Source organism: Amycolatopsis sp. cmx-8-4 (assembly GCF_046548675.1).
Lineage (GTDB): Bacteria > Actinomycetota > Actinomycetes > Mycobacteriales > Pseudonocardiaceae > Amycolatopsis.
Genome location: NZ_JAEBDZ010000035.1, coordinates 19,226 through 31,980, shown reverse-complemented (window position 1 = coordinate 31,980; position 12,755 = coordinate 19,226). Strand labels below are relative to the sequence as shown.

At 73.5% G+C, this 12,755-nt stretch carries 9 protein-coding genes; 6 read left to right on the top strand and 3 right to left on the bottom strand.

What is annotated here, in order from left to right; genetic code table 11:
- Positions 1-25: 25 nt before the first annotated feature.
- Positions 26-877, top strand: a complete 852-nt coding sequence (locus ACLJQZ_RS41705) for a helix-turn-helix transcriptional regulator (protein WP_410626494.1) — start codon at positions 26-28, stop codon at positions 875-877.
- Between the two features lie 5 nt (positions 878-882).
- Here ACLJQZ_RS41705 and ACLJQZ_RS41700 read toward each other — a convergent pair whose 3' ends face one another.
- Positions 883-1,182 (bottom strand): hypothetical protein, encoded by a 300-nt coding sequence (locus ACLJQZ_RS41700; protein ID WP_410626492.1) that lies wholly within the window; start codon positions 1,180-1,182, stop codon positions 883-885.
- Complete coding sequence (locus ACLJQZ_RS41695) at positions 1,175-1,510, bottom strand: DUF3253 domain-containing protein (RefSeq protein WP_410626490.1); 336 nt, start codon at positions 1,508-1,510, stop codon at positions 1,175-1,177. Before ACLJQZ_RS41695 ends, ACLJQZ_RS41700 begins: the two co-directional genes overlap by 8 nt.
- Before the next feature lie 378 nt (positions 1,511-1,888).
- Here ACLJQZ_RS41695 and ACLJQZ_RS41690 point away from each other — a divergent pair, with 378 nt between their 5' ends.
- The 4 genes from ACLJQZ_RS41690 (at position 1,889) to ACLJQZ_RS41675 (ending at position 10,870) form a co-directional block, all read left to right on the top strand.
- Complete coding sequence (locus tag ACLJQZ_RS41690) at positions 1,889-2,962, top strand: LacI family DNA-binding transcriptional regulator (protein ID WP_410626488.1); 1,074 nt, start codon at positions 1,889-1,891, stop codon at positions 2,960-2,962.
- A 182-nt stretch (positions 2,963-3,144) separates the two neighbouring features.
- Positions 3,145-4,404, top strand: a complete 1,260-nt coding sequence (locus ACLJQZ_RS41685) for a hypothetical protein (RefSeq protein ID WP_410626486.1) — start codon at positions 3,145-3,147, stop codon at positions 4,402-4,404.
- A gap of 11 nt (positions 4,405-4,415) precedes the next feature.
- Positions 4,416-8,009, top strand: a complete 3,594-nt coding sequence (locus ACLJQZ_RS41680) for a discoidin domain-containing protein (RefSeq protein WP_410626484.1) — start codon at positions 4,416-4,418, stop codon at positions 8,007-8,009.
- Positions 8,010-8,065: 56 nt separating this feature from the next.
- Complete coding sequence (locus ACLJQZ_RS41675; protein ID WP_410626482.1) at positions 8,066-10,870, top strand: NACHT domain-containing protein; 2,805 nt, start codon at positions 8,066-8,068, stop codon at positions 10,868-10,870.
- Positions 10,871-10,873: 3 nt separating this feature from the next.
- Here ACLJQZ_RS41675 and ACLJQZ_RS41670 read toward each other — a convergent pair whose 3' ends face one another.
- Entirely contained in the window at positions 10,874-11,836 is a 963-nt protein-coding gene (locus ACLJQZ_RS41670) for a GlxA family transcriptional regulator (protein ID WP_410626480.1), read from the bottom strand.
- 466 nt (positions 11,837-12,302) lie between these two features.
- Here ACLJQZ_RS41670 and ACLJQZ_RS41665 point away from each other — a divergent pair, with 466 nt between their 5' ends.
- Entirely contained in the window at positions 12,303-12,713 is a 411-nt protein-coding gene (locus ACLJQZ_RS41665; RefSeq protein WP_410626478.1) for a nuclear transport factor 2 family protein, read from the top strand.
- Positions 12,714-12,755: the final 42 nt, after the last annotated feature.

The following is a 12,755-nucleotide window of genomic DNA, read 5'->3' as shown; positions in this document are numbered from 1 at the left end:
GCCGAACGGTGCTATCCATGGACACATGGGCATGCACCGCGGCGAGCTCGCCGACTTCCTGCGCCGGTCCCGGGAGCGGCTGACCCCGCGCGACGTCGGGCTGGTCGAGGGGCCGCGGCGGCGGACGCCGGGACTGCGCCGCGAGGAGGTCGCGGTGCTCGCCGGGATGTCGGCCGACTACTACATGCGGCTCGAGCAGGCCCGCAGCCCGCAGCCGTCGGACCAGCTGCTGGCCGCGCTGACGCGGGCGCTGCGGCTGACCACCGACGAGCGGGACCACCTGTACCTGCTCGCCGGGCACCGGCCGCCGGAGGGCGCGCGGGCCGGGGAGTACCTGCGGCCGAGCCTGCTGTACCTGCTCGACCGGCTGGACGGCGTCCCGGTCCAAGTGTTGAGCGACCTGGGCGACCTGCTGGCGCAGAACGACCTGGCGCTGGCGTTGTTCGGGTGCGTGTGCACGGTGGCCCGGGAGGACCGCAACGTCGTCCTGCGCTGGTTCACCGAGCCGGCCGTCCGCGCCCACTTCGCGGCCGAAGAGCACGAGGAGCACGGCCGGGAGCTGGTCGCCGACCTGCGCGCCGCGGTCGCCCGCCGCGGCGACGACGAGGCGTCGCGCGCGCTGGTCGCCCGGCTGCGCGCGTCCAGTGCCGAGTTCACGGCGTTGTGGGACCGGCACGAGGTCGCGGTGCGCCGCGCCCACCGGTACCGGCTGCGCCACCCCGGGCTCGGCGCCATCGAGTTCGACTGCGAGCTGCTGGCGACGCCCGCGGCGGACCAGCGGCTGCGGGTCTTCACCCCACCACCCGGCGGCACCGACGCCCTGGACGTGCTGCGCGTGCTGGGCCCGCAGCACCTCTGCGAGGAGGAGCCGGTCTGAGCGGATCAGCCCAGCGCGTCCAGGCCGTCCTGCCAGCGTTGCCGCCGCTGCGCGGAATCCTGCTCCCACCAGGGCGTGCCACGCTCGCCGAGTGCGACCTTGGCGGTGTGCACGCGAGACCGGGCCTCCCGTTCGGCGTCGACGTCCTGGCCGCGGCGGGCCGTGCCGACGTCCCGGCGGGCCCGCATCAGCAGGCTGCGCAACCGGGCCGCGGCCTCCTCCGGGATCTCCGGATCGGTGGCCCGCCACCGCCGGCCGTCGACGACGATGAAGCGCCCGTCCGGCGTGCGCTCCGGCTCAGCCATCGACGCGCCGGATCCGGATCGGTCCCCGCCATTCGCCGTCCGGATCGAGCGACCGGCCGCCCTGGGTGAGCCGCACCTCGCCGGCCCGGGCGAGTTCGCGCGCCAGCTCCCGGGCCCGCGGCAGCAACGGTCGCCAGTCGTCGGCGACGGCCCGGGCCGCGTCGGACGGACAGGTGCTGCTGCCCGCACCGCGCCCGATGGCCAGGCCGAGCATCGCGGCGCGCAGTTGTTCGTCCGGCGCGTCGGCGGTCAGGGCGATCCGGGCCTGGTCCGCACCGGGGCCGTCACCGTCCCGGGCCCGTTCGAGTTCCCGCCGCGGATCGCTCATCCCGTCAGCATCGCACCGCTCGCCGGGCACTGCCGGGTTCGCCCTACGCCGCGTGCCACCACGGCACGTCCGAATCTCCGAAGACCAGCACGAACAACGACTGAGCAACCGGACACCGGCCTCTCGGCGCACAGCGACGACGCGCATCTCCGACGGCCGGTCCGGGTTCGCCTCGACGACCACGTCGGCGCGGACGATGTCGTCGTCCGCCGGGCAGTACACGAGCAGCGCGAAGGGCAACCAGCCCGGCGACCGGTCGTCAAGACGTACGAGAAGCTGACGTCGTCAGAGTCGGCCCAGTCTGCCCTCGGCGGTGCGGTGTTCCCGGGTGAATCCTGTTGCCCGGCAAAGACTCCCGGCTGAGGTAGGGTCGCCGCCGTGACGCGAGCCTCGGATGCGGAGCGGCCGGGCGCCGGCCGGCGTGGACCGGCGCCCACCGGGCGGCCCACCATGCGCGACGTCGCTTCGGCGGCGTCGGTGAGCGTCAAGACGGTGTCGCGGGTGGTGCACAACTACCCGTTCATCAGCGACGACGTGCGCGGGCGCGTCCAGGCCGAGATCCGCAGGCTCGGGTTCCGGCCCAACAGCAACGCCGTCGGCCTGCGGCGGACCGACCGGCCCGCGGGCGGCATCGGCGTGCTCGCCGCGGACCTGGCCGACCCGTTCTACGCCGGGATGCTCAGCGCGATCGAGCAGGTCAGCACGGCGCGGTCGTTCACCACCCTCGTCGCCAGCTCCGACGAGGATCCCGCGCGCGAACGCGGGCTGCTCGGCACGTTCGTCGAGCGCCGCCTCGACGGGCTCATCGTGGTCTCGGCCGACCGCCGGCACGATCACCTGCGCCCGGAGCTGGACGTCGGCACGCGGATCGTGTTCGCCGACCGCCCGCCGCGGCGGCTGCCGGTGGACTGCGTGCTGGCCGCGCACGCCGAGGGCGCCGGCCAGGCCGTGACGCACCTGCTCGGGCAGGGCCACCGCGCGATCGCCTACGTCGGCCACTCCCCCGTGATCCACACGGCGCGGGAGCGGCTGCGCGGCTTCCGCGCGGCGCTGGCCGAGGCGGGGCTCGAACCGCACGCGGTCCGCACGGACGCCGTCGACGCCCCGGCTGCCCACCGGGCCGCCGCGGAGCTGCTGGCCGCGCCCGACGCCCCGACGGCGTTGTTCGCCGACAACCCGCGTCTCGTCGGCGGGGTGGCCCGGGCCATCGCCGAGTCCGGCGCGCCGCGGACGGCGCTGGTCGCGTTCGACGACTCGGAGCTGGCCCAGGTGCTGGGCGTGACGGTGGTGGCCCAGGACCCCCGCGAGCTGGGAAAAAGGGCAGCCGAGCTGCTGTTCGCCCGCCTCGACGGCGACCGCTCCCGCCCACGGCGGGTAGTCCTCCCGACGACGCTCGTGCCGCGCGGATCCGGCGAGGGTCTCGGGGTCGCGCTGCGCTCGGCCGGGCGCTGAACCACCACACCCAAGGCCACATGGGGGCGTTGCGAACCCGCGTCGGACAGCGGTTCTGTCCAGTCCTGGCCATTGACAACGCTGACAACGGCGTCCGAGACTGGGCCGCGTTGCCAACGTTGTCAATCCGCACCGCGATAAGCGTCGGCGCCCGACCCGCACGCTCTTCGAGGGAGCCCTCCGTGGCCGTCTTCCGCCGTCGCCTGGTCCCGTTCGCCGCCGTTGTCGCCGCGACGACAACCGCGCCGTCGTCGTTCCGGATGTCCTTCGACGCCGCCCGGACGTCCGTCGCCGAAGGCGAACTGCTCGGTCACCGCCGACCACGTAAGGAGCGACTCATGAAGTTCCGCCGCACCCTGGCGCTGTCCGCCGCCGTCACCGCCTCCCTCGCCCTCGCCGGACCCGCCGCCGCGACGAACCGTCCACTCCGGATTCTCGGCGCGAGCGCCGACACCGCGCTCACCCAGCGCTGGCAGGACTTCGGCCGGCGTCCCGGCGTCGGCTGGGCCGCGGCCGACGGCACCTACTCGACGCGGCTGCCGTCCGGATTGGACGTCTGGCTGTACAACGACACCTTCTTCGGGCCCGTGCGCGCCGACGACAGCCTGCCGGAGTCGTCGCCGTTCACGCACAACTCGGCCGTACTGTCCACACCGGACGCGAAGCACCTGCTCACCACGATCGCGCCCGGACCGCCGGGGCACCCGAAATCCCTGGTCGGACCGACGCCGAACAGCCCGGGTGAGCCGAACGACTACTGGTACTGGAACGGCGACGGCATCGTCGACGGCGGTCAGCTGCGCGTCATCGAGTTCGAGCAGGCGCCGACCGACGACCCGCCGCCGTTCAACTTCGCCTGGACGAAGACCAAGCTCGCGACGCTGGACCCGTACACGTTCCGCCTGGAGAAGCTCACCGACGTGGCGTCGGCCGGCAACGTCCAGTGGGGCACCGAGCTGACGCGCGACGGCGCGTGGACCTACATCTACGGCGTCGAGGGCGAAGGCTTCACGAAGTACCTGCACGTCGCCCGCGCGCCGATCGGCCGGCTCGACGGGCCGTGGCAGTTCCGGACGGCGGACGGCTGGTCGGCCGACCCGGCGGCGTCGGCCCGGCTGCTCCGCAACGTCGGCAGCTCCTTCGGCGTCACGCCGGTGGGCGGCGAATACCTGCTGACGACGTTCGGCTCGGGCCTGGAGAGCACCATCCACGCCTACCACGCGACGAGCCCGGTCGGGCCGTTCACCGGCGGCGAGACGATCTACACCGCGCCCGAGGCCGGGAACGGGCGCTACACCTACAACGTCGCGGCGCACCCCGAGATCAGCCGGCCCGGGGAGCTCGTCATCTCCTACAACACCAACAGCGAGAAGCTGGCCGACCTCTACGCGAACATCGACAACAACCGCCCGCGGTTCGTCGATCTCAAGCTCTCCCGTTAGGAGCCCGGACCGTGAGCGGTTTGTCCCGTCGTACGTTCCTGCAGTCCAACGCCGTGCTGCTCGCCGCGCTCGGGGTGCCGGCCGCGCTCCCCGCCGCGGCCGAGGCCCAGCAGGCGACCGACCTGGCGCGCTACCGGCCGGTGACGGTGTCCTCGACGGCCTACGCGCCGACGCCGGCCTGGTTCGCCGTCGACGGGCTGGCCGAGACCGGCGTGAAGGGCTCGGGCTGGCGGGCGGGCGCCGGTGATCCACAGTGGATCGCCGTGGACCTGCAGGCCGCCTGCCGGATCGAGTCGGTGGTACTGGTGTTCGAGGCGACCGCCGCGGACCCGGTGTTCACCCCGGCGTCCGGGATCAACCCGTTCCTGAACACCACCGGCTGGGAGGTGCTGTCCAGCTGCGCGGTCGCGTTCACCCTCGACGTCTCGGCCGACGGGCACACCTGGCAGACGGTCCACGACGCCACCGGCTCACCCGGCGGCCGCGTCGAGGTCACGCCGGCGAAGCCGGTCACGGCCCGCTGGGTCCGGCTCAGCGCGAAGCAGCAGGCGAACGCGAACCCCTTGGGTGTCAACGCCTTCGAGGTCTACGGCCGGTCCGATCACGCGCGGCCGGACGCCACCGGCTGGACCGACTGGGGCCGCCACACCACCCGGCCGCCCGCCCTGCAAGCGGCCGCGGACGGGACCGTCGCGGTCGAGTCGGGCTGGACGCTGACCATGGACTCGCGGCTGCCGTCCGCCGACGGCGCCGCGCTCGCCCGCGCCGGTGTCGACACGTCGATGTGGCTGCCCGCGACCGTCCCCGGCACCGTCCACACGGCACTGGTCGAGCAGGGCAAGCTGCCCGAACCGACGTCCGGGTTCGGCAACATGCGGGCCCCGGAAGCGCTTTCGCGGCACAGCTGGTGGTACCGCCGCGAGTTCACGCTGCCCCGTGGGTTCGACGCCGGCCGCCGCGTCTGGCTGGAGTTCGACGGGATCGACCACCACGCCGAGGTCTGGGTCGACGGCACCGCCGTCGGCTCGCTCACCCACCCGGTGGCGCGCGCCGCCTTCGACGTCACCACGGCGTTGCGCGGGAAGGACGCGCACGCGCTGGCCGTGCGGATCGACCCGATGCCGCACCCGGGCAACCCCGGCGACAAGGGCCCGGACGGCGTCTCGACGTTGAACTCCAACGCCGAGCAGCAGGACCTGCCCGGCTACATCTCGATCAGCGGCTGGGACTGGATGCCCGGCGTCCGCGACCGCGGCGCGGGCATCTGGAACCACGTCCGGCTGCGCTCGACCGGTGACGCCGTGCTCGGCGAACCGCGCGTCGACACGCGGCTGCCGAACCTGCCGGACACGTCGGTCGCCGAGGTGACGCTGGTCGTGCCCGTGCGCAACGCCGCCGCGACGGCCCGGACCGTGACGGTCGCCGCCGAGCTGGCGGGCGTCCGGGTCAGCCGCCGCGTCACCCTCGCGGCGGGCGCGGCGGGCGACGTCACGTTCACCCCGGCGACCGACCCGGCACTGCGGCTGCGGCGGCCGGAACTGTGGTGGCCCAACGGGTACGGCGACCCGAAGCTGCACCCGTTGACGACCACGGCGAGCGTCGGCAGCCAGATCAGCGACCGCCGGACCGTCCAGACAGGACTGCGGCAGTTCGGCTACACCGCCACCCAGCCGATCGTGATCGACCCGGCCACCGACCACTCACCACCCCAGACGGTGGAGTTCGACCGGACGACCGCGCGGTACCTCCGGATCCAGGGCGGGAAGCGCGCCACCGGTTACGGCATCTCACTGTGGACGCTGTCCGTTGTGGATGGTTCTGGAGCGGACCTGGCGCAGGGCAAGGCCGCGACGGCGTCCTCTGAGGACAACGCGAACGACCAGGCCGCGAACGCCGTGGACGGCCGCGACGACACACGCTGGTCGTCCGGCTACTCCGACAACCAGTGGCTCCAGCTGGACCTCGGTGCCGCGGTGGCGTTCGACCGCGTGGTGCTCACCTGGGAGACCGCGTACGCGCTGACGTTCACCGTGCAGGTCTCCGACGACGGCGCGACCTGGCGCGACCTCAAGAAGGTCAGCAACTCCGGCACGCCGCTGCAGATCAGCGTCAACGGCGTGCGCGTGCTGGCCAAGGGCGGCAACTGGGGCTTCGACGAGCTGCTGCGCCGGGTGCTCCCCCACCGGATGGCCGACGCCGTCGCGCTGCACCGCGACATGAACTTCACGATGATCCGCAACTGGGTCGGCTCCAGCAACCGCGAGGAGTTCTTCGCCGCCTGCGACGAGAACGGCATCCTGGTGTGGAACGACTTCTGGGCCGGCGACGCGATCTTCCCGCCGGACAACGACGTCTTCCTCACCATCGCGACGGACACGGTCGTGCGGTACCGGCATCACCCGTCCATCGTGGTCTGGTGCGCCACCAACGAGAGCGACCCGCCCGCCGCGATGGACGCCGGCCTGCGGAAGATGCTCGCGGCGCAGCAGCCGGAGCTGTGGTACCAGGGCAACTCGGCCGGCGGCGTCGTCACCGGGCACGGGCCGTACTCGTGGATCGACCCGGCGCGCTACTTCGACGGCGACACCTACTCGATCGGCAGCTACGGGTTCCACAGCGAGATCGGCCTGCCGACCGTGCCGGTCGCGGAGAGCATGCGACGGCTGGCCGGCGACCAGCCGTCGTGGCCGATCGGCGACGTCTGGTTCCACCACGACTGGTGCACCCGCGGCGGGCAGAACCCGGACACCTACCGCGGCGCGATCGAGGACCGCTTCGGGCCGGGGACCTCGCTCGACGACTTCTGCGCGAAGGCCCAGCTCGTCAACTACGAGAGCATGCGGGCGATCTTCGAGGCCTACAACGCGGCGCTGTGGGACGACGCGTCGGGCGTGCTGCTGTGGATGTCGCACCCGGCGCACCACAGCACGGTCTGGCAGACCTACGACTACGACCTCGACACCAACGGCAGCTTCCACGGCGCGCGCAAGGGCTGCGAGCCGCTCCACGTGCAGGCGCGGCTGTCGGACTGGCAGGTGCACGCGGTCAACCAGACCGCGCGGAACCTCGACGGCGCCACGGTGCACGCCGAGCTGCTCGACCTGCGCGGACGCCCGCTCGGCGAGCCGGTGACCGCGCCGGTGTCGGTACCGGCGTCGTCGGTGAAAGCGGCCTTCACCGTGCCGTTCACCGCCGCGCTGCCGGCCCTGCACCTGCTGCGCCTGCGGCTGGTCGGGCGGGACGGCGCCGAGCTGTCGCGCAACGTCTACTGGCGCTACCGCACCCCGGCGGACGCGCGGGAGCTGACCAGGACCCCGGCCGACGTCTCCCTGCACGCCGGCCCCATCCGGCGCGACGGCGACCGCGGCGAGGCCGTGGTGACGCTGCGCAACACCGGCCGCGTCGTCACCGCGGGGGCCCGGGTCTCGGCCCGCGACGCGCGCACCGACGCACGTGTCCTTCCCTTGCGCTGCAGCGAGAACTACCTGTGGCTGCTCCCCGGCAAGACGGCCGCGGTGACGGTGTCGTGGCCGTCGCACGCCCTCGCGTCGGGCCGCCCGCGATTCGTGGTGGAGGGGCTCAACGTACCGCGCCGCACCAGCTGACGGATCGCCCGCGAACGTCACCGAAACGGCGAAACACCCCGTATCGTCTGGTCACCATGGGGAGTCGAGCCGGAGCGGTGGGCAAGTTCGCGCTGGTGGTGGCGGGGGCCGCACCCGCGATCGTGGCGGTCTGGGCCGGCCACCCGGTGCTGTCGGGCGTGCTGCTGGCCGCGTACGCGCTGGTCGTCGCGCTGCTGACGGTCACCGGGGAGATCGCGCGGGAGCTGCGCGAGCGGTGGCGGGCGCGGATCGTGGACCGCCTCGACCGCTGGCTGGTCCGGCGGTTGTCCCTGTTCGGCCGGCGGTACCGGGAGTTCGTGCTCGGCAGCCTGCGGTTCATCGACCTCAAGGGCCTCGCGACCATCGGCTTCCACACGCCGGAGCTGGACGAGGTGTTCGTCGACGTCAGCCTCACGTTCCGGCCGCCGCAGGACGTCGCCGACAGCCTGCTGCCCGACCTGCGGGCGAACGCCACCGACCGGCAGTCGCTGCAGGACTTCCTCGACCGGCCGCGGCCGGTCGTGCTGGCCCTCGTCGGCGCGCCCGGCAGCGGGAAGACCACCCTGCTGCGCCACACCGCGCGGCGGATCTGCCTCGGCCGCCGCGGCCGGCACCGGCGGGTGCCGATCCTGCTGCACCTGCGCGACCACATCGACGCGGTACTGTCGGCACCGGACACCGGCCTGGCGGACCTCGTGCGCGGTGTCGCCGGGCGGAACTGCGGTGAAGAACCGCCCGGCTGGTTCGAGCAGCGGCTGCGGGACGGCCACTGCGTGGTGCTCCTCGACGGGTTGGACGAGGTCGCCCGGCAGGAGGACCGCCGCAAGGTCGCGGACTGGGTCGAGCGCCAGATCCAGCACCACCCGAAGAACGACTTCGTGATCACCTCGCGCCCGCACGGCTACCGGACCACGGGCATCGGCGGCGCGACCGTGCTGCAGGTCCGCAGTTTCACCGACGACCAGGTGAAGCGCTTCGTCGAGGGCTGGTACTCGGCGGTCGAGCGGTACAGCACCGGCGACCGCGCCGACGAGGTGCGGACCCGGGCGGCGGCCGCCACCGAGGACCTGCTCGAACGGCTCGGCGAGGCGGTCGCGCTGCGCGACCTGACCGCGAACCCGTTGCTGCTGACGATGATCGCCAACGTGCACCGGTACCGCGGCGCCCTGCCCGGCAGCCGCGCCGACCTCTACTGCGAAATCTGCCAGGTCATGCTCTGGCGCCGCCAGGAAGCCAAGAAGCTCCCGATCGCACTGGGCGGCGACAAGAAGGAGATGGTGCTGCGCAGCCTGGCGTACTCGATGATGCGGGACCGGGTGCGCGACCTGGCCCGCGCCGACGTCCTGACCGAGGTCGGGAAGGCGCTGCGGCGGGTGTCCCGCGACCTCACCGCGGAGGCGTTCCTCGCCGACGTCGGTTCCAACGGGCTGCTCGTCGAGCGGGAAAGCGGGCTGTACTCCTTCGCCCACCACACGTTCCAGGAGTACCTCGCCGCCGTCCACACCCGGGACAAGGGCCTGGTCGACGTCCTGACCGGCGCGGTCGACGACCTGTGGTGGCGCGAATCGACCCTGCTGTACGCCGCGCAGTCCGACGCCGACCCGATCGTCCGCGCCTGCCTGCGCGTCGGCGGCGTCACGGCCCTGTCCCTCGCCGTCGACTGCGCGGAGCAGAACAGCGAGCTGGCACCGGAACTGCGCAGCCGGCTCGACGAGTTCCTCGAACCCGCGGCCCGGCCCGGCGAGGACGCCGGGCACCGCCGGCTGCGGGCGGCCGTCCTGCTCACCCGGCAGCTGCGTCCGCAGGTCCAGGTCGGCGACGGCGGCCGGGTCTGCGCCCGGCCGGTCACCGGCGGTCTCTACGACCTCTACCGGCTGGACACCGGGGCACCCGCCCCGGACGGGCCGCCGGCGCCACCGGACGCCGCGGTCACCGGCGTGCGGGGCAGCGACGCCGCCGCCTTCGTCCGCTGGGTCAACCACGTCCTCGTCGGCGAGGCCGTCTACCGCCTGCCCCGGCGGGCGGAACTCGACGACCCGGCCCGCGGCCGCTCGGTCGCGCCCTGCGCCTGGCTGGAAGGCCTCGACCTGTGGCTGGCCCCCGGGACCGGCCACCCCCACCTCGTCCCCGCGCGGACGCTCGTCGACTACGTGCGCGACGACATCGCCCGGTCGACCCCGTCCCTGCTGCGGCCGCTGCTGCTCAAGCTGATCCCGAACGACCGCGTCCGCTCGATCGGCCACACCCTGCCGCCGGCCGGGCTCCGGAAGCTGGCCCACGACCTCGCGGTGGAACACGACGCCGTCCTCGATCTGGCGGACGAGCTCGACCTGAACGTGGACCGGGATCTCGACAGCACGCTGATCCGCGTCCTCACCCCCGAGCTCGCGCGGATCCGGATGCTCAGCCTCGACCAGGTGCTGGGCCGGGCCCTGGCCCATGCCCAGGCCGGCCTGCTGCGGTCCGCCACCCCCGCCACCGCCTGGGCGAAGAACCTCGCCGCGGCCTTGACCGAAGAGGCGGGGGCCGCGGCCGCCACCGCGCCACAGTCCCCGGAGACGTTGGCGGGCAAGGTGTCCCGGGCGCGGGAGCACACGACGGGGTCGTCATGGGCCCGCCAGGTCGCCGCGAAGCTGGAGCTGGAGGCGCGGCCCGTCTTCGCGCGGGAGCGGCCCCTGACCTCGAACTCGGCCACCGCCCTGCGGCTCGCGGCGTTGTGCCTCGCCGCGGAGATGCGGGCGCACGACCAAGCTGAGCTCGGGGCCGCGTTCCACGAGATCGCCGCCGGCGTCACCCTGCTGCAACGCCGGGCGGCCGGCCAGGCGCCGCCCGCCGAGCGGATCGTCCTCGCCCTCGCCTGATGCTCAGGGGTCCGGCTGGGTGCCGCTGTGGTGGAAGAGCGTCCGGTACTCCTGCGGCGACGTGCCGATGTGGCGGTGGAACGCCGCCCGGACCGACGACGGCGCGCCGAGCCCGGTGCGGCGGCCGATGCGTTCGACGGACAGCGTCGTCGTCTCCAGCAGCTCGCGCGCGCGGTCGACGCGCGCGTCGGCCAGCCAGGCCATCGGCGACGTCCCCGTCTCCTCGCGGAAACGGCGGATGAGCGTCCGCCGGGACACGTGGGCGCGCCGCGCGAGGACGTCGATGCTGAGGTCCTCGCCGAGGTTGCCGAGCATCCAGCTCCGCAGCGGGGCGAGCCGGTCACCCGTCGCCTCGGCGCGCAGCTGCTCGACGAACTGCGTCTGGCCGCCGGTGCGCCGCGGCGGGGCGACCAGGAACCGCGCGCGGCTGTTGGCGGCCGCGGGGCCCTGGTCGAGGCGCACGAGGTGCAGGCACAGGTCGACGCCCGCGGTCACGCCGGCCGACGTGAGGATGTCGCCGTCGTCGATGTAGAACCGGTTCGCCACGACCTCGACGCGCGGGTACAGCCGCCGCAGGAGGTCCGCGTACTTCCAGTGCGTGGTCGCGGGGCGCCCGTCGAGCAGCCCGGCCGCGGCGAGGGCGAACGCGCCCGTGCAGATGGAGACGAGCCGGGTGCCTCGGCCGTGGGCCGCCCGCAGCGCGGCCAGGACGCCGGCGGCCGGCGGGGTCTCGACGCCCTCGAAGCCCGGGACGATCACGGTGCCGGCGGCGGCCAGCGCGTCAAGGCCGGCCGTGGCGGTGACGGTGAAGCCGTCACCCGGCACCGGCCCGGGCCCGCCGGTCGTGCAGACGGTCATCGCGTAGAACGGGTCCGTCGCGAAGATCTGCGTCGCGATGCCGAATTCGAGCGCCGGCACGCCGGGCAGGACGAGCACCGCCACCTGGTGCCGGTCCGCCGTGGTCATGGCCCGATCATAGCGCCGATTGGCACTCGGGCCACTTTCGCGCGTCGCCACCCCGGTCACCGTGTTGGCCGTTCCGGTCACCGTGTTGGCCGTTCCGGTCACCGTGTTGGCCGTTCCGGTCACCGTGTTGGCCGGTCCGGTCACCGTGTTGGCCGGTCGCGAACGACCGAGCCGTCCACCAACTGCTCCCACAGCGACCCGAAGCGCCAACACAGTGACCGGAACGGCCAACACGGACACGAGAGCCGGCCGTAGATCGAGCCGCCCGCTCCGGGTGGTCGATGACCAGGTCGAGCGGCGGCGTCCGGCGGGTCCTGGCCGGCGCGGCGTCGGTCCTGCCGAGGGTGGCCCGGCGACCGGGATAGCCCGCGGATAGCGGCCCGCAAGCCGGCCCGGCCAGACTGGGCGCACCCGCCGGCCCCGGTCGCGGGCCGACCCCGGGACGACTCAGTGGAGGGACGCCGAAATGGCGCCTGCGGGAGCAGGGGAACACGCCCGGCCGAGTGCCGGCGCCGTCGCACTCGGAATCGACCACGTGCGGCTCAGCTACCACTACCTCGATATCGGGGACATCGACGGATACGGTTCCCTTTTCACCGCCGACGCCGTTTTGCACTATCCCGGAATAGCGCCGTTACGGGGTCGCCGCGCCATCGAAAGATTCCGCGCGGCCCGACCCGGACGGCGGCACACCCTGCACAGAGTGACGGTGACGCACGGTGAGGTGGTGACGGTCGGCGACATAACCACGACTGGGCCGAACGGTGGGCGTACAAATACCGCCTTCGTCGACAGCTTCACGCTTTCGGACTATGGGCTTATCACGGTCCAGAAGACAGACTTCCGTTCCGGGGGAAATTCACGAGCGGTCGGGTGAGGCGGGGAAGCCCGGCCCTCCCCGGCCACGGAACAGGCATTG

Excerpts from the sequence above, each read along its gene's own strand:
- ACLJQZ_RS41705 (WP_410626494.1), top strand. The coding sequence starts at position 26 with ATGGGCATGCACCGCGGCGAGCTCGCCGACTTCCTGCGCCGGTCCCGG.
- ACLJQZ_RS41700 (WP_410626492.1), bottom strand. The coding sequence starts at position 1,182 with ATGGCTGAGCCGGAGCGCACGCCGGACGGGCGCTTCATCGTCGTCGAC.
- ACLJQZ_RS41695 (WP_410626490.1), bottom strand. The coding sequence starts at position 1,510 with ATGAGCGATCCGCGGCGGGAACTCGAACGGGCCCGGGACGGTGACGGC.
- ACLJQZ_RS41675 (WP_410626482.1), top strand. The coding sequence starts at position 8,066 with ATGGGGAGTCGAGCCGGAGCGGTGGGCAAGTTCGCGCTGGTGGTGGCG.
- ACLJQZ_RS41670 (WP_410626480.1), bottom strand. The coding sequence starts at position 11,836 with ATGACCACGGCGGACCGGCACCAGGTGGCGGTGCTCGTCCTGCCCGGC.
- ACLJQZ_RS41665 (WP_410626478.1), top strand. The coding sequence starts at position 12,303 with ATGGCGCCTGCGGGAGCAGGGGAACACGCCCGGCCGAGTGCCGGCGCC.